This window comes from Betaproteobacteria bacterium, from assembly GCA_016720925.1.
Classification (GTDB): domain Bacteria; phylum Pseudomonadota; class Gammaproteobacteria; order Burkholderiales; family Usitatibacteraceae; genus UKL13-2.
The window spans coordinates 122,993-139,668 of record JADKJR010000010.1; the positions used below are offsets into that span (position 1 = coordinate 122,993).

The following is a 16,676-nucleotide window of genomic DNA, read 5'->3' on the forward strand; positions in this document are numbered from 1 at the left end:
GCTTGATCATGACTTTTTCAGCGGCCCCTCAAGAGGGTTACTTTGCGCAGCGTAATTTAGAACTTCTATTTCAAAGTGATATCGCAAAGGACGCGACTTGCCAATTTTCTGTGCTGTCTATGAAGGAAAACCTGCCCCGCGTGCAGAAGATGCGGTAGAGGTCGGAGGCGCGTCAATTGTCTGCTGGATCAAAGCGATATCAGCTGCGGAGGCTGCCAAACTCGCTCGCCAGACAATTGAAGAGAGACTTTGGATAATCGTCGCAGTCGACGAAGAATGGACAGAAGTAACAAAGAGTCGTGTCCCGCTCAGTTCATCGCCATACTTCGAACAGGCAGCAATTGATGGTGAGTGCTATGTATTCCACACTTGGAACAATGAAGCCGATAGTGGCAATCTGGCGCGTTAGTCTGCGACACAATATTGGGGTAAAGGTCGCCGCCTTCTGGCGCTGGGCCGTCGCAAATACGCGCCGCCCCATCTTGATTGTCCAGGTACTTCGATAATTCGCCATGTCAGAATCACCAACCAAAATCACAAAATCTGAACGCGCAATCCTTCGGCAGTTTGCCCAAGAATCATGGGAAACAGAGCTTGACGATAGTCTCGAACAGCTCGTAGAGGAATTTTCGCGCTGGGCCGACAATGGAATGAACGCGTTCGAGCTTTCGGACAAGATTCACAAATTTCATAACGGTGCTTCCCGCGAACTCTACAGCCGTTACACCGGACTGGATCCCGACACCGTTGTCGCGCGGGCGATTGCGATGGGGATCCTGAAAGACGTAATCCTCGGCAAAACACTGCGCCCGAAACTCAACGATAAAATTGAACTTTTTCGTTCACTGGAACATGACTGGCTCGCCTGTCGAAACCATACGGCCCGCCGTGCGTTCGGTCACGGGAGCAATTGAATGAATGAAAACCAACACGGCGCCGAAGCTCCCTACGCCCGGTACCTCAGCCGCCTGATCAGGCCATTCCCGAATTTCGATTTCTTCTTCATCAAACCAGTACGCGAAAAAGCCGTCGAATGGTTGCAACTTAAGCAGGGTGGACGTGTGCTAGACATCGGATGCGGTCCGGGCGGGAGTTTTCCATACCTGGTACAGGCCGTCGGTGCATCGGGTGAGGTGGTTGGGGTCGATATCAGTCCCCAGAGCTGCATCAACGCAAGAAAGCGTATCGAAAGAAACGGGTGGCCAAATGTCAGCGTGTTTGAAGGCGGCGCGCAAGAGGTTCCTCTGAACGGCACTTTTGATGGCGTACTGATGTTTGCGGCTCCCGATGTGTTCGCGTCAGAAACCGCGCTGGAAAATATCTTTCTGCACTTGCGTGAAAATGCCCGTGTGGTATTTTTCGGCGCAAAGATGTCGGACGGTCGCCTGGGGCAGCTGCTGAACCCAGTGCTGCGAAAAGCCGTTGCCAAACTCTCACCCGCGACACCAATCCCGGACGAAGCTCCCTGGAAGCTGGTGGCGAGTCGCGTCAAAAGCCTTCACGTCGAGGAATATTTCTTCGGCTTGATGTTTCTTGCCTCGGGCTCCGTGGTCGCAAAAAACAGCGTCAAGACAAGATGAAGGTCGCCCAGGTTCGCCGTTTCGCGATGTCGTTGCCCGAGGTCACCGAAGCGCCTCACTTCGAGCTTTCCTCGTTCCGTGTTCGCGGCAAAATTTTTGTCACTGTACCTCCCGGCGAAGCGCCTCGCCGCAACACTACCCGTGCTTGAATCAAAAATATGAGCAACAGACGTGCCGTTCGAGCGTGAGCCGCGCTCGCGTGACGCGTACACTTCAGCCTAATCGCTGGGTGTTGTCACGGAAACACGCTCATTCAAGATTTGCGCTATCCCTGCCGGAGCACACAACATGCCATTGCATCACTCTCGCCGATCCCTGCCAACCTTCGTCGCCCTGCTTCTTCTGACCTTGGTCCCCGCCTGCATGGTCAATCCGCCACTGAATTCTGACGATCCCGCACACACGAAAGCGGCGCTATCGCGTCAGGCCGACCAGTGGGACAAAGCCATCGTCCGGCAGGACCGGGCGGCGATTGAATCGAACATGGCGGAAGACTTCCGCCAGATTGACGGCGCGGGAAACCTGGAAGACAAGGCCTCATTTGTAGAGGGGCTCATGTCGCCAAAACTGCGGATTGATCCGTACACCGTCGAAGATTTCGACGTGCGCCTGTATGGTGATGTCGCCCTTCTGAGTGGCCGCACAAAAATGACCGGCCAATATGACGGCAAGCATTTTCAAAGTCATTACCGCTACATCGATATCTACGTTCGCCGCGACGGACGCTGGCGAATTGTCAGTGTGCAGATTTCAAAGATTCCGGCCTAGTTTGATGCTACAGGCTGTATCCTGCCCATTCAACCTTGCAGAAGTGAAATGCCAAGATGGCGTCATTTGCCAGCCCGCCTTCGGATCCGCTACCCGCCAACGTGCTCGACGCGTTAAAGCAGGGCAATAACATCGAGGCCATCAAGCGCCTGCGCGAAACCACCGGGCTCGGATTGAAAGAGGCAAAGGACGTCATAGACCAGCAGGCGCGCGGCCTCGCTGTTGGCATGACGCCCGTCGCACCGGCAAGCACATTGCCCCCCGCGGTGGCCGCGGCATTGCGCCGGGGAAACAAGATCGACGCCATCAAACTCCTGCGCGAGCACACGGGCCTCGGCCTGAAAGAAGCGAAAGACGCCATCGATGCATTTCACCTCGGCGCGCGTACCAGGGATGGCAAGCTTGGGCCTGGCGAAGTTTCGCGATCGACGAGCGCCGTTTGGTGGATGGTTGCTGTCGCTGTCGCCGGGGTAGCGGCTTATTACTTCCTTCCATTTTCCCGATAGGAAAGCGACATACCTTTCATCCCGCCGGTAGCGTGACAATAATTCCACAGATCGACAGGATTTCCACCATTACCATGACCCCCCGTCATAATGTCCAATCAACTTGCATTCCCGCTTGAGGGCGGCTGCACATGCCGCCATCTCCGTTATCGCATGGAGACCCCGCCTCTCTTCGTGCATTGCTGTCACTGTCGCTGGTGCCAGCGTGAGACCGGTGCATCGTTTGCACTGAATGCGATGATTGAAGCGGATCGCGTCACGTTGCTGGCGGGCGAACCGGAAGTTGTCGATACGCCGTCGCAAAGCGGCATGGGCCAGAAGATTGCGCGGTGCCCGCGGTGTCGCGTCGCGGTATGGAGCGTCTACGCGGGGGCGGGCCCCTTGATCAAGTTTGTCCGCGTCGGCACGCTCGACAAACCTGATGAACTGCCGCCCGACATACATATCTTCACCGCTTCAAAGCAGCCGTGGGTCGTCATTCCGGCTGGTGCGCCTGCCGTGCCCGAGTACTATGAACGCGAGAAATACTGGCCGGTCGAGAGTCTCGCGCGCCGGCAAGTTTTGCTGCCCCGGATCGAGGAATATCAAGCGAAACTTCGCAGTAGGCTCAATTAGAACCCGTGGCCACCGCCGACTGATGGCGACCGTTGCCACCCACATAGGAACATCAATGGACCTATCCGTAAACGTATTTGACGTTTGGCCATTCCGACGATCAGAAAATGGCATAGAGTACTTATTGCTCTACACGTCCCAGGAAAAAGCGGATCGCTATTTCAATGGCGGTCGCTTCTGGCAAATTCCCAGCGGGTTCATTGATTCAGGGGAAAAGGTGGTTGGCGCGATCAAGCGTCATTTGCACGATTTTGGTTTGAATGCCGCATCGATCGGGGCCGCCGAACACACGTACTCCATCTACAACCGCCGTTACGAAACCATGCAGCTCATCGGCGTGTATGCGGCGGAGGTTCGTGACGGTCACGTGTTGCTCAACCCCGTTGAACACGCCGAATTCGGCTGGTATTCATTCGCGCAGGCATTGACCATGTTGCATTTTCGGGGATTGAAAGATGGCCTTCGCTCGACGGTTGAGTACATCACCGGCGTAACTGAGCCCGCGAAGGAGCTTCAACTGCTATGAATCGGCGCCGCGAGCGATACTGCGCCGCCAGCGTGTGTGACACCGCGGATTCGCCAGGGGCTGCATGAAAATCTATCCGCCCGGGGAATATCAGGCGAGCCAGCACATGTTCGAACTGATGTATGGCGAACAATCAAAACACAAGCACTGTAGCGCCTCTCCAGCCACAACGCCGCCAGAAGCCGCGCCAGTGCTTGACTTTGTTATATAAGAAACGGCATCCCGTTACTGCGCGGGAATCGCGACAAATTCGGAAACACGGTCGCCAATTCCCCCGTGGAAGCGCCCATCCATTTGGCAAATGTCGCGCAGTACTCATCGACCGAGGTAGTCGGCAGCAGTCGGCCTTGCCCAATGTCGTTGGGCCCCAGTAGCGCAACCGTTGGAAACTCCTGCCCCGCTGCCGGACCGCCGTAAAACGCGCCACCATTCACAGCGCCGCCAAGCACGAAGTGATGCCCGCCCCAGCCGTGATCGGTACCCAATCCGTTGGACGTAAGCGTACGACCAAAATCGGAACCGGTAAAAGTGGTGACGTTGTTGGCGATGCCTTGCGATACCGTCCAGTTGTAAAACCAGGTGAGCGCCTGATCGATCTGCGAGAACAGTTCAGCGTGGCGGCCGGAGAGAATTGGCGTGGTCGTATTGAGAGACCCAAGGAATTGATCGGCGTGATTGTCAAAGCCGCCGATTGAAACAAAAAATATCTGCCGCTTCACGCCAAGTGTGTCGCGTGCCGCGATCATTGTTGCGACCGATCGGAGTTGTTCCGCAAGGCGATTTTTTTTCGACGCGCCTGCAGAATCGATATAGGTCATCGGCGGGGCGGGGCTGACTGCAAATTTCTCCAGATAGTTTCCCGACGCATCCTTTGCCGGGTTGCCATTTACGTCCAGGTTATAGAGTGTGGCATTGACGAATTCGCTGGTGGAAAGCGCCCGCGCGGCCGAATCGCCCCATTGATCCTCAAGCGCATTGGCGCGCAGAATGTTTAGTTGAGTCTCAAAGGCTGCTTGTGGGTTCGGACGTCCGGCGGACTTGTCCCATGAGCGATAAGACCGCAGCCGCCGCACGATGGTATTTCTTGGCCCGCCCCAGCTAGAGACGGCATAGGAGACTGCGTTGTTGCCCTTTTGCAGCATATTCTGTCCCGCAACCGTGATGGAGACCGACACCTGGCTATTGCCATTGGCGGATTCAATCAGATCGCCCAGGCGCCCGCCCCAACCGGTGAGCGCAGGATAATCCGCGCGTCCCGTTTGCCAATGGCTCACCATATCCGAATGCGAAAATAGCTGCGGCGGCAAATTGGTACCGCTTTGATACTGTGCTTTCGAGGTTGGTTGCAGCATCACGCTAACGTTATTGATGCAGGCGAGCTTGCGGCTCGTGTTGAAGATATTGGCGAGTCCGGTGAAGCTGGGATGAAAACCAAACGAGCGGCCCGCCAGTCCGGCATTCACCGGCAGCACATTTGCCTGTGGAATCGCCAGGTTTCCACGCCCCGCCAGGTAACCGGCGTACTCGGTACCGAGCGGAATAATCATGTTCTGGCTGTCATTGCCGCCGGACAGGAAAACACAAACCAGTGCGCGGTAGTCGTTGAACGGACCTGCCGCATAGGCTGCCTGCATGATGTTGCCCATCATCGGCATGGATGCGGCAGCGGACATCATTTTCATGAAGCGACGCCGGTCGTGGTGAAGATTGAAGGTTTTCATGGTTGGCGTCTCGCGCTATTTCTGAATCGAGTATTCGGGGGAATTCATGATGAGCCAAAACACCGTCTTGAAGCGCTCGGTACTCTGCGTGGTGGCGTTGCTATCGGTGAGCTTGGTCGCGACATCGATCAACTGCGTGCGGAACTGCATGCTCATCCCGCCCGACAGCAAGAGGATGTTCAGCGCATCGACCATGGCTGGCGGATTCGAGGCGAGCGCAATGTAGGGAGCGTAGTCCGGCGTCAGCCGATCGCCGGGCAACGCGTTCGATTGACCGAAGCCGCCGATGATGCCCCACTGCGAGAAATCCATGAATCCGGAAATCGTCGCGCTATTGGCAATCTCAAACTCCGGCCCGACCAGTCCAGCCTGTGACAATGGGCCGGATGGTGCGTAATCGGGGCTGTAGAAATTGAATACGCTCGGTGCATGCAGCGGACTTTGCCCCAGTGCATCGGAACCGCCCAGATCCCAGATGGTGGCGTAACCGCTGGTCATCACCGCACCAAATGCGCGGTGCAGGTGTGTAAAGCGCAGAACCGGTTCGCGCAACTTTCCATAACTATTCGGCTGATTGGTGCGCGACAGGCGGGCTTCGGGATCGAGCAGGATCGCGCGAATCACAGCCTTCATATCGCCGCGCACACCCGAGCCGTTATTGTTGAATACGCTCGCCACACGCGCAACGTATGCGCCGCTAGGGTTGCTGGTGACCAGCCGCTGGATCAATTGCTCGCCGATGAATGGACCGACATTCGGGTGATTGAAGAGGTTATCCACCACGGCATCGACATCCTGCATCGGCGTCTGGCCGGCCGGTACGTTTTGGCTGAAGCCCGCTGATCCTGGATAAACCAGCAGCGTTTTCGCGCCTGCGTCGTGCGGGCCGCCGGTGATGTCACGCTTGTCGTCACTGGAACGGTAGCTAGCTGTCCAGGGCACCATTGGCGTTGACCACGCCGTGCAGGCCTTAGCAGCGGTCGCGACATCCGACGGGTACGGCACGTCGGGATATAGCCAGCGCCAGGTCTTGGTCTGGTCTTGCCCCGCGTAGGTCCAACCCGTGAGCGCGCGCGACACCGACTGAATATCGTCTTGCGTGTAGGTACTGATAGCTTTGCCGGTGCCGGCATCAAACTGTACTGAACCATCGAGATTCAACATCACCGTGCCGATGGTGAAGAGCTGCATGATCTCGCGCGCATAGTTCTCGTTTGGAAAGATGTTGGGCGCCGTCGGGTCCGCCTTGGCATTGCCCTTCATGTCCAGGTATTCCCCCATCGCCGGGTTCAGGGTGACTTCCTTGATCAGCGTGCGGAAATTGCCGAACGCATTGGCGCCCAATATGTCTAGGTAACTCGCCGCACCGCAAGCCGCATCGCCGATCGTGTTGTTCTGCATCGAGATCACGAGAATTTGCGAGAGCGCATAGGCAACGCGCTGGCGCAGTTGATCCGGCGCCTCGAAGTATTTCTTCCAGATCGACGGCATCATCACCGCGTAGGGCGTGACTGGATAAAACGGGTCATCTCTCACGGTAGGCAAGTGTAGCGACGGTGGCAATGCAAACTGCTCATCGAGATACGCGGCCGGCGTCAGCGCGGCCACACGATTGATCTCGGCCTGGGTCGCGCCAAACGTTGTCTGCGTGAGCAGGCGCGCGGGATCCCCTTGCGGATGCGGCCCGACATTGACGGCCACTGGCGCGGAAATTACCGAAACGCCGTTGCCGTCGGTGGCCTTGGCCGTCAGGAAGCGCGGGCCTTCCGTCGGTGGCGTCCACGCGAACGAATACGGGCCGGCAATATCCTCGCCAATCTTGTTGACGCCATCAAAAAACTCGACGCGCACGATGGTTCCGCCGGTGACGGACGCGCTGGCATCGAGCGTCACGGGTGTGCCCATCTGTGCCGCGCCAACAGCGGCGAGCGATACGTACGGCGGTGCCGCGGCCGTGAGCGTGATGCCTACCCGCGACTTGACCGCAGCAATCGCCGCCGCGGTCACTTGTCCCGAAACGCTGATGTCATAGCGGAACGTACTGGCATTCGCGATGTGACCCGCGCGTATCTTGACGGCGCTTTTGTCCACGGCAGTGACCGACGCGGAATTATCGAAGTCGCCCATCAGGAAACCCACTGAGGAGGAGACTGTCAGCGCGCCGCTCCCACCCGTCACGCCCGTGAGCGTGACTTTTATTCGCCGACGGTCCGGAATATTGGTGAGATTCACGAGCACCTCGGTGGGCACGGTGAGGGACATGTTTGCCGTGGCATTGCCGATGGACGCGTTCGCGGTATCAACGACCGAGACTGTGCCTGGCGAGGTGACGGCTTCGCCAAATCTGAACACGATCAAATGACCCGCACCGCCGGATCGCGGCTCGATTGAAATATTTCCGTTGATAGCAGGTACCGGGTCGATCGGCAGATCAAACGTGCCGGCGCTGCCGTGTGTTTTGCGCGAGACGACGCCGTTCAGCGAAAGTGCGGCGGCTGATGATGCAATCGTTGACGCCAGCAATGCGATCGTCAATACCATTAACGAAAGTACGCCGCGCGGCGGCTTCGGGCATTTTTCTGTCATGGGGCGCGCCAAATATAGTTGGTTGAACTTTCTCATTTCAATTGAAAAGCACTAACCGTGCCAAGGATTCAAGTCTTTTGGCGACGCCGACAAGCGCCATTTCGCAGTCCAATTTGTCGTCAATCGGCGACAAATGGCGCCAGAAGTGTCGGCTTGGTTGTGCGGTGGGTATTCCGAGGATCCAAACTTCAGCCCCCACATTCAACAGGAATTCCGTTAAAGATATGAGATGCTTGGCGTTTGTTCACTGAGGTTCTCGTTGCCACCCATGCGTAAAAAAATATTGATCGTCGTCACGCTCCTCGTCCTGGTGGGTGTGATTGTTTTCCTGAACATTCCCCAGGTGCTGGACAAACGGATGAATACCTCGGAACTGGCGCCGCCCTATTCCGCCAGCGCCGCCGCCCGTGCGCTCCACGACAAGCTCTTCGTTGCGGATCTGCACGACGATATCCTGCTCTGGTCGCGCGATCTGCTCGCGCGAAACGATTATGGCCACAGCGACCTGCCGCGGCTGCAGGCCGGGCACGTGGGGCTTCAGGTGTTCTCCACCGTCACCAAGACGCCACGCAACATGAATTTCGATCGCAATGCCGCGGACAGCGACAATATCACTCTGCTGGTGATGGCACAGCGTTGGCCGATACGCACCTGGACGAGTCTGCTTGAACGCGCACTCTATCAAAGCGAACGGCTGCACCAGGCTGCCGCCGCGAGTACGGGCGCGATACGCATCGTGCGAACGCAATCCGATCTGGTGGAAGTACTCAAAACGCAATCCAGCCAAAGCGGGCGGCTGGCCGCAGTGTTGGCGACAGAAGGGTTGCATCCGCTTGAAGGCCAGCTCGAAAACGTCGACCGGCTCTATGACGCCGGATTTCGCATCACCGGATTGACGCATTTCTTTGACAACGAGGTCGGCGGCTCCGCGCACGGCATGGTGCAAGGCGGCCTCACGCCTTTCGGCCGGCAGGTGGTCGCCCGGCTGGAAGAGAGGAAGATGCTGGTGGACCTGGCACATGCCTCGCCGCAATTGATCGACGATGTGCTGGCCATCGCCAAGCGTCCGGTGCTGGTCTCCCACACCGGCGTCAAGGGTACCTGCCCCGGTCCACGCAATCTCAGCGACGCACATATCAAAGCGATTGCGGCAACCGGTGGCGTCATCGGCATCGCGTACTTCCAGGGCGCCGTATGCGGGCTCACTGCGGCAGATATCATCAAGGCGATGCAGCATGCCATTGCGGTGGCGGGCGTCAAACACGTGGCGCTGGGCTCCGATTTTGACGGCGCCATTCGCGTCGCGTTCGATACCACCGGCCTGCAGTTGTTGACGCAAGGATTGATGGAAGCCGGCTTGAGTGAATCGGACATCGCCGACGTCATGGGTGGCAATGTCCGGCGCCTGCTACTGGAAAACTTGCCGACGCAATAGGCGCGCACGCGGGGAGAAAACTCAAGCACTGGCGCACCTTTCAAGCAGAAAATACTCCAGGATCCGCACCCACACTCATTTCTTTACATTTTCCCGCATTCGCGAAGAACCAAAGCTTAAACCCATCAGCATGTGAATTAGCGTCGCGGCACGTTGCGTGATCCGCGTGTTGCAGAGCAAACCGGATACCGTCAGCGTTAAATCTGTACCTGCGTCCCCAACTCGATCACCCGGTTGGACGGAATCCGGTAGTAGTCGGATGCCTTGGTCGCCAGGTGCGACATCCAGATAAAGAGGTGCCGCCGCCAACGAGCCAAGCCTTTGCCCGGCGCCAGCACGAGGGTCTCCCGATTCAGGAAGAATGAAGTCTGCATCAGATCGAAATGGAGGCCTTGCCGTCCGCAGTCCTTCAGCAATTGCGGGACGTCCGGCGTTTCCTTGAATCCATAATGACCCTTGCTGCGCCAGAAGCCGTGGCCCAGATCCTCGATCCAGATGTAGTCCTCCTCCGGCACGCGCGGAATGTCCTCGTTGACGATGGTGAGCACGACGATGCGTTCGTGCAGCACTTGGTTGTGTTTCATGTTGTGCAGGAGCGCCTTGGGAACCGCGTCAGAATTGACGGTCATGAAGACAGCGGTATTCGGCACGCGTGTCGGTGGTGACGCGCCGACGTTTTCGACAAAGTCTCTCAACGGCATACTCCATTCATGGGTACGTTTTGCGACCTCCGCGCGACCGCGCTTCCAGGTGGTCATGATGGTGAACATCGTGGCACCCATGGCCAGCGGGAACCAGCCGCCTTCAACGAGCTTGACCGAGCTGGCCGAAAAGAATGCCGTGTCGATCACAAGGAAAAAACCGGTCGAGAGCAGGCAAAGCAGCAGGTTGTACTGCCAGCCGTAGCGCAGCACGAAAAAAGTCAGCACGGTGGTGATCAGCATGGTGCCGGACACCGCGAGGCCGTAGGCAAACGTCAGCGTAGTCGAGGAGCCAAAGCCGATTGCCGCCGCCAGCACGCCCAGCATAAGGGTCCAGTTCACCACCGGCATGTAGATTTGGCCGATCTCTTTCGCCGAGGTCTGCACCACCTTGCCGCGCGGCAGGAAGCCGAGTTGTATCGCCTGCCGCGTCATCGAATAGGTGCCCGAGATGACAGCCTGCGACGCGATCGCCGCGGCAACCGTTGCGAGCACCACGACCGGGTACAGCAGGTGACTGGGGAACATCAGGAAAAACGGATTCTCCAGCGCCTTGGGGTTGGCAATCAGCAGTGCGCCCTGCCCGAAGTAGTTGAGCACCAGTGCCGGAAATGCGCAGAAGAACCACGCCAGGCGGATCGGCTGCTTTCCGAAATGGCCCATGTCCGCATACAGCGCTTCGGCACCGGTGACTGCCAGGAAAACTGCGCCCAGCACGATGAAGGAACCGAAGCCGTGCTGCGTCGCGAAACGCAACGCGTGCATCGGGCTCAGGGCCTGCAGGACGTGCGGATTCGCGATCATGTTAAGCACGCCGGAAACCGCGAGCGTACCGAACCACAGCAACATGACCGGGCCGAACAGTGCACCAACGGTCGCCGTGCCTTTGTGCTGCAGAACGAAAAGTGCAACGATGACGACTACCGAAAGCGGCACCACGTACGGCTTCAGCAACGGCGTCGCAATCTCCAGCCCCTCCATCGCCCCAAGCACCGTGACGGCGGGCGTGATGACACTGTCGCCATAGAATAACGCCGCGCCAAACACGCCCAGCAGCGTCAGTCCTGTCCGCCAATGCAGACGGTCTTTCACAGACGTCGAGGCAAGAGACAGCAGCGCCATGATGCCGCCCTCCCGCTGGTCGTCCGCGCGCATCATCAGCATCACATATTTGAGTGAGACCACCAGCATCAGCGACCAGAACAGCGCGGAGAGGCCGCCAAGGATGTTTTCCGCCGTGAAAGGAATGCCGAACGAGGGGTCGAACATCGCCTTGATCGTATACAGCGGGCTGGTACCGATATCACCGTAGACCACGCCGAGGGCAGCGAGCGCCAGCAGGCCGTATTGCCGGTGCGATTGTGGTGACGTTTGAGGTGTCGCTGCCAGCTTTTCCGGCGGCGTCAGCGGCTGCGGCTGAGTTGATTCCATTGCGACCTCTTGTTACAACAAGGTCATATTCTAGGTTTTGACCTGCAGGCAAGGCTGTCTATGCGAGAAATTTTACAGGTTCTTTATGCGCAAACGGCGCCGGTCGTCGGGCATACCGGCTTCGGGGCCGCGATTTGCATGCCTCAGAAACCTAGATTGCAGCACTGGGTGAGCCTTCGCGCCAAGCGCACTTTCCATGATGCCAGGGGATATTGGACTTCGGTGGGTATGCTGAAGAACGAATCGACATAAGGGACATGTAATTTCCAGGAATGCGTGCGTAACTTCCTGCGGACGCAGGTTGCGGAATCGCCCGTAGCGAGACGCCAAACGCAAGCACCGGTACGGCACTCCGGTCAAAAGGCGCCGGGAGTCGCGCCGGTGGCTGGGTATTACCTGGGATGATTTTTGCGACCGGCTCCACCAATTCAGTTCTGCTTAAACGTGGTTATTTGCGGGCTGTCAATACACCGGCCACACGCGGACGAAAATGGTTGCCAATGTGGAAGTCACCGAGCACGTGAGACTTCGGACGTTCAGGTTAGAGAAAGCGACTGCGACTTTGCGTCTTGCCATTCTGATCTGATAGGGCCGGCATATCGATGAATCCCGTCGTCGGGGCGGGCGGTCCAATTTCTTTATGCCGTCTTTATATGTCTGGCCCAAATATATAGACGGCCAAAACGAACATGTACGTAACCTTGCCGCAGGTCTTCCTGAATTGGAGCAGTCATGGATTTTCTATTTGTGGGTTTGATTCTGGTATTTGGTGCAGTGATTCTGTTGCTGGTCGCGGGCTGCGCGCGCCTGAAGGAGAAGAAATGAACGGAATTCTCATCGCTGGCGCCCTTGTGGCGGTCGGCTTGCTGGTCTACCTTCTGGTGGCCCTGTTCAATGCGGAGGACTTCTCATGATGTCCTTTGAATACTGGTTATTGCTGGCGGTTTTCACCACTATCGTCGTCGCGGTGGCGAAACCGGTCGGCCTGCATCTGACGGGGCTGATTGACGGATCGTCGCGCCTGGTCAAGGCGGGCAAGCGGATCGAGAACGGCATATTGCGCCTGGTCGGAACCAACGCCGATGAAGAGATGAACTGGAAGGATTACGCGGTCGCCGTGCTGCTGTTCAGCGCGGCAGGCGTGCTACTGACGTATCTCCTGCAGCGAATCCAACTGTGGCTGCCATTCAACCCGCGATCGATGGCCAACCTGTCGGCGGATTCCGCGTTCAATACCGCGGTGAGCTTCATCACCAACACCAATTGGCAGGGCTATGGCGGCGAATCCACAATGAGTTATTTCACGCAAATGGCGGCGCTGACGGTACAAAACTTCCTGTCGGCGGCAACCGGCATTGCGGTGGCCTTTGCGCTGATTCGCGGTTTCGCCCGCCATTCGATGGCGACCATCGGCAATTTCTGGACCGACCTCTATCGCATCACGTTGTACCTGCTGCTGCCGATCTCATTCGTGTTCGCGCTGGCCCTTGTCAGTCAGGGAGTCATTCAGAATCTCTCACCTTATCCGGAGGCAACGACGCTGGAAGTAAACAAATACGATGCGCCGAAGAATGGTCCGAACGGCCAGCCGCAGAAGGATGACAAGGGCAATGCGGTCACCGAACCCGCCGAAGCCAAGACCCAGGTCATTGCGATGGGACCGGTCGCCTCGCAGGAAGCGATCAAGATGCTGGGCACCAACGGCGGCGGTTTCTTCAATGCCAACTCCGCCCACCCTTACGAGAATCCGACGCCGTTGGCGAACTTCCTGCAGATGCTGTCGATCTTCCTGATTCCGGCAGGGCTGTGCTATGCATTTGGCCGCGCCGTAGGTGACACGCGCCAAGGCTGGGCCATTCTCGGTGCGATGGCGATGATCTTCGTTGGCTTCGCAATCGTTGCCATGTCGGCCGAGCAGACGGCCAGCCCGCTCATTGCCAAACTCGGCAGTGACGTCTCCATGGGCAACATGGAAGGCAAAGAGATGCGCTTTGGCGTCGCGGCGTCAGCCTTGTTTGCCACGGTCACCACGGCGGCATCGTGCGGCGCGGTTAACGCCATGCACGATTCATTCACGCCCATCGGCGGCATGGTGCCGATATTACTGATGCAGTTGGGAGAAGTGGTTTTCGGCGGTGTCGGCTCCGGCCTCTACGGCATGCTGGTGTTCGCCGTGATGGCGGTCTTCCTGGCCGGCCTGATGATCGGCCGCACGCCGGAGTATCTCGGCAAGAAGATCGAGAGCTATGAAATCAAGATGGTGTCGGTGGCAATCCTGGTGACGCCGATACTGGTGCTGGCAGGCACCGCGTTATCCGTGCTATTGGCCGATGGCAAAGCCGGCGTGCTCAATCCCGGTGCGCATGGCTTCTCCGAAATTCTCTACGCGTTTTCGTCGGCCGCCAACAACAATGGCAGCGCGTTCGCCGGTCTTTCGGCCAACACGCCCTACTACAACACGGCGCTGGCGATCGCCATGTGGTTCGGCCGCTTCGCCATCATCGTGCCGGTGCTGGCGCTGGCCGGTTCGTTCGCCGCCAAGAAACGCATCCCGGTATCGAGCGGCACCATGCCGACTCACGGCCCGCTGTTCGTCACATTGCTGATCGGAACCGTATTGCTTATTGGCGCACTGACCTATATTCCCGCGCTGGCGCTGGGACCCATCGTCGAGCATCTGTTGATGCTTGCCGCGAAATAAGGTGAAGACATGAAAACCAAAACCCTATCCCTGTTCGACTCGGCGCTGATCTATCCCGCCATTGCCGATGCATTCCGCAAACTGGCGCCGTCGACGCAGATGAAGAACCCGGTGATGTTCGTCGTTTATGTCGGCAGCATCTTCACATCCGGCCTGTTCCTGCATGCGCTCGGCGGGGAGGGCGAAGCGCCGGCCGGTTTCATCTTGCCATTTCGCTCTGGCTATGGTTCACCGTGCTTTTCGCCAACTTCGCCGAAGCCATGGCCGAAGGCCGCAGCAAGGCCCAGGCAGCGTCCTTGCGCGGCCTGCGCAAGTCGGTATGGGCGAAAAGGATGAGCCAGCCGGAGTACGGGGCCGCCATTTATACGGTGCCCTCGGAAGAACTGAAGAAAGGCAACGTCGTCCTGGTGCAGGCGGGCGATGTCGTTCCGGCGGACGGCACCGTGCTGCAGGGCGTAGCCTCGGTGGACGAAAGCGCTATCACCGGCGAATCCGCACCGGTGATACGCGAGGCCGGCGGCGATTTTTCCAGCGTGACCGGCGGTACGCGCGTGCTGTCCGACTGGCTGATTGTGGAAGTTTCAGCCAATCCGGGAGAGACTTTTCTCGACCGAATGATCGCGATGGTGGAAGGCGCCAAGCGGGGCAAGACACCAAACGAGATTGCGCTGACCATCCTGCTGGTGGCATTGACCATCGTGTTCCTGCTGGCCACCGTAACGTTGCTGCCGTTCTCGCAGTTCTCAGTGGAAGCGGCGAAGGCCGGCAGCGCGGTCACCGTCACCGTCCTGATCGCACTTCTCGTATGCCTGATTCCCACCACCATCGGCGCGTTGCTGTCGGCGATCGGCGTGGCGGGCATGAGCCGCATGATGCAGGCCAATGTGATTGCGACGTCCGGCCGTGCTGTGGAGGCCGCGGGCGATGTCGATGTGTTGTTGCTCGATAAAACCGGCACCATCACCTTTGGCAACCGGCAGGCGTCGGCATTCCTGGCGGCACCGGGTGTGAGCGATCAACTATTGGCCGCAATCGCGCAACTCGCTTCTTTGGCCGACGAAACGCCTGAAGGCAAGAGCATTGTCATGCTGGCACGACAAGAGTACCCGCTGACGGTGATCGACGGCACAAATGCAAATGCCGTCTTCGTCTCCTTCACGGCGCAGACCCGCATGAGTGGCGTCGACGTCGCGGACCGGCAAGATAAGCGAATCATCCGCAAAGGTGCCGCCGACGCGATTCGGCTGCATGTCGAACACCTTGGGGGCCGTTTTCCGGAGGAAGTCGCACGCAAGGTCGACGACGTTGCGCGTCGCGGCTCCACGCCATTGGTGGTTGCCGAAAACGACCGCGTGCTCGGCGTGATCGAATTGAAGGACATCGTCAAACCCGATATTCGTCTGCGCTTCGCCGAACTGCGGCGCATGGGCATCAAGACCGTGATGATCACCGGCGACAACAAGCTGACCGCCGCGGCGATCGCGGCCGAAGCCGGCGTGGACGATTTCCTCGCCGAGGCAACACCGGAGGCAAAGCTTGCCCTGATCCGCGAATACCAGGCCGAAGGACGGCTGGTGGCGATGACCGGCGACGGCACCAACGATGCCCCGGCGCTGGCGCAGGCTGATGTCGCGGTCGTGATGAACAGCGGCACGCAGGCGGCCAAGGAAGCCGGCAACATGGTCGATCTCGATTCCAATCCGACCAAACTGATCGAAGTGGTCGAGATCGGCAAGCAGATGCTGATGACGCGCGGCGCGCTGACCACGTTTTCGATTGCCAATGATGTGGCCAAATATTTCGCCATCATCCCGGCCGCGTTTGCCGCAACTTATCCCCAACTCGGGGCACTGAATGTGATGGGGCTTGCCACCTCCAATTCGGCGATTCTCTCGGCCGTAATCTTCAATGCGCTAGTCATCATCGCATTGATTCAGCTGGCGCTGAAAGGCGTCAAGTACCGCGCAATAGGTGCGGCAGTCTTGTTGCGCCGCAACCTGTTGGTTTACGGCTTGGGAGGGATCGTTGTGCCCTTCATCGGCATAAAGATCATTGACCTGATGCTGGTCGCCGCCGGTTGGGTATGAGTGACATTCGTTTAATGAA

13 protein-coding genes and 2 pseudogenes are annotated in these 16,676 nt (G+C 58.2%); 12 read left to right on the top strand and 3 right to left on the bottom strand.

Annotation, left to right across the window (positions count from 1 at the left end):
• The first annotated feature begins 97 nt into the window (after window positions 1-97).
• The 8 genes and pseudogenes from IPP88_15395 (at window position 98) to IPP88_15430 (ending at window position 3,995) form a co-directional block, all read left to right on the top strand.
• On the top strand, window positions 98-409 hold the full coding sequence (locus IPP88_15395; protein MBL0124046.1) for a hypothetical protein: 312 nt from the start codon (window positions 98-100) through the stop codon (window positions 407-409).
• A gap of 103 nt (window positions 410-512) precedes the next feature.
• A complete protein-coding gene (locus tag IPP88_15400; protein MBL0124047.1) occupies window positions 513-914 on the top strand; it encodes a hypothetical protein in 402 nt (133 codons plus the stop codon).
• A complete protein-coding gene (locus IPP88_15405) occupies window positions 915-1,580 on the top strand; it encodes a methyltransferase domain-containing protein (protein ID MBL0124048.1) in 666 nt (221 codons plus the stop codon).
• Window positions 1,581-1,868: 288 nt separating this feature from the next.
• A complete protein-coding gene (locus IPP88_15410) occupies window positions 1,869-2,348 on the top strand; it encodes a nuclear transport factor 2 family protein (protein ID MBL0124049.1) in 480 nt (159 codons plus the stop codon).
• Between the two features lie 56 nt (window positions 2,349-2,404).
• Window positions 2,405-2,551: pseudogene (locus IPP88_15415) on the top strand (ribosomal protein L7/L12).
• Window positions 2,552-2,575: 24 nt separating this feature from the next.
• A complete protein-coding gene (locus IPP88_15420) occupies window positions 2,576-2,854 on the top strand; it encodes a ribosomal protein L7/L12 (protein ID MBL0124050.1) in 279 nt (92 codons plus the stop codon).
• Window positions 2,855-2,944: 90 nt separating this feature from the next.
• Entirely contained in the window at window positions 2,945-3,469 is a 525-nt protein-coding gene (locus IPP88_15425; GenBank protein ID MBL0124051.1) for a GFA family protein, read from the top strand.
• Between the two features lie 55 nt (window positions 3,470-3,524).
• Complete coding sequence (locus IPP88_15430; protein ID MBL0124052.1) at window positions 3,525-3,995, top strand: NUDIX domain-containing protein; 471 nt, start codon at window positions 3,525-3,527, stop codon at window positions 3,993-3,995.
• A gap of 203 nt (window positions 3,996-4,198) precedes the next feature.
• Here IPP88_15430 and IPP88_15435 read toward each other — a convergent pair whose 3' ends face one another.
• Window positions 4,199-5,716, bottom strand: coding sequence for a DUF1501 domain-containing protein (locus tag IPP88_15435; protein MBL0124053.1), 1,518 nt, complete (start codon window positions 5,714-5,716; stop codon window positions 4,199-4,201).
• A 15-nt stretch (window positions 5,717-5,731) separates the two neighbouring features.
• Window positions 5,732-8,302, bottom strand: a complete 2,571-nt coding sequence (locus IPP88_15440; protein ID MBL0124054.1) for a DUF1800 family protein — start codon at window positions 8,300-8,302, stop codon at window positions 5,732-5,734.
• Between the two features lie 268 nt (window positions 8,303-8,570).
• On the opposite strand from IPP88_15440, the gene IPP88_15445 reads away from it, so the two are divergent.
• Window positions 8,571-9,737 carry a dipeptidase gene (locus tag IPP88_15445; protein ID MBL0124055.1) on the top strand — a complete coding sequence of 389 codons (1,167 nt, stop codon included), beginning with the start codon at window positions 8,571-8,573 and terminating at the stop codon, window positions 9,735-9,737.
• 197 nt (window positions 9,738-9,934) lie between these two features.
• Here IPP88_15445 and IPP88_15450 read toward each other — a convergent pair whose 3' ends face one another.
• Window positions 9,935-11,869: a potassium transporter Kup gene (locus tag IPP88_15450; GenBank protein ID MBL0124056.1), complete on the bottom strand. Its 1,935-nt coding sequence runs from the start codon at window positions 11,867-11,869 to the stop codon at window positions 9,935-9,937.
• 821 nt (window positions 11,870-12,690) lie between these two features.
• Here IPP88_15450 and kdpF point away from each other — a divergent pair.
• From kdpF to kdpB, 3 genes and pseudogenes are all read left to right on the top strand, one after another.
• Window positions 12,691-12,783: a K(+)-transporting ATPase subunit F gene (kdpF, locus tag IPP88_15455; GenBank protein MBL0124057.1), complete on the top strand. Its 93-nt coding sequence runs from the start codon at window positions 12,691-12,693 to the stop codon at window positions 12,781-12,783.
• Window positions 12,783-14,570, top strand: a complete 1,788-nt coding sequence (kdpA, locus tag IPP88_15460; GenBank protein MBL0124058.1) for a potassium-transporting ATPase subunit KdpA — start codon at window positions 12,783-12,785, stop codon at window positions 14,568-14,570. The genes kdpF and kdpA overlap by 1 nt, the downstream gene beginning before the upstream one ends.
• A 9-nt stretch (window positions 14,571-14,579) precedes the next feature.
• Window positions 14,580-16,657, top strand: a pseudogene (gene kdpB, locus IPP88_15465) (potassium-transporting ATPase subunit KdpB).
• Window positions 16,658-16,676 lie beyond the last annotated feature (19 nt).

Excerpts from the sequence above, each read along its gene's own strand:
- kdpA (MBL0124058.1), top strand. The coding sequence starts at position 12,783 with ATGTCCTTTGAATACTGGTTATTGCTGGCGGTTTTCACCACTATCGTC.
- IPP88_15440 (MBL0124054.1), bottom strand. The coding sequence starts at position 8,302 with ATGACAGAAAAATGCCCGAAGCCGCCGCGCGGCGTACTTTCGTTAATG.
- IPP88_15430 (MBL0124052.1), top strand. The coding sequence starts at position 3,525 with ATGGACCTATCCGTAAACGTATTTGACGTTTGGCCATTCCGACGATCA.
- IPP88_15420 (MBL0124050.1), top strand. The coding sequence starts at position 2,576 with ATGACGCCCGTCGCACCGGCAAGCACATTGCCCCCCGCGGTGGCCGCG.
- IPP88_15400 (MBL0124047.1), top strand. The coding sequence starts at position 513 with ATGTCAGAATCACCAACCAAAATCACAAAATCTGAACGCGCAATCCTT.
- IPP88_15435 (MBL0124053.1), bottom strand. The coding sequence starts at position 5,716 with ATGAAAACCTTCAATCTTCACCACGACCGGCGTCGCTTCATGAAAATG.
- IPP88_15405 (MBL0124048.1), top strand. The coding sequence starts at position 915 with ATGAATGAAAACCAACACGGCGCCGAAGCTCCCTACGCCCGGTACCTC.
- kdpF (MBL0124057.1), top strand. The coding sequence starts at position 12,691 with ATGAACGGAATTCTCATCGCTGGCGCCCTTGTGGCGGTCGGCTTGCTG.
- IPP88_15450 (MBL0124056.1), bottom strand. The coding sequence starts at position 11,869 with ATGGAATCAACTCAGCCGCAGCCGCTGACGCCGCCGGAAAAGCTGGCA.
- IPP88_15445 (MBL0124055.1), top strand. The coding sequence starts at position 8,571 with ATGCGTAAAAAAATATTGATCGTCGTCACGCTCCTCGTCCTGGTGGGT.
- IPP88_15425 (MBL0124051.1), top strand. The coding sequence starts at position 2,945 with ATGTCCAATCAACTTGCATTCCCGCTTGAGGGCGGCTGCACATGCCGC.
- IPP88_15410 (MBL0124049.1), top strand. The coding sequence starts at position 1,869 with ATGCCATTGCATCACTCTCGCCGATCCCTGCCAACCTTCGTCGCCCTG.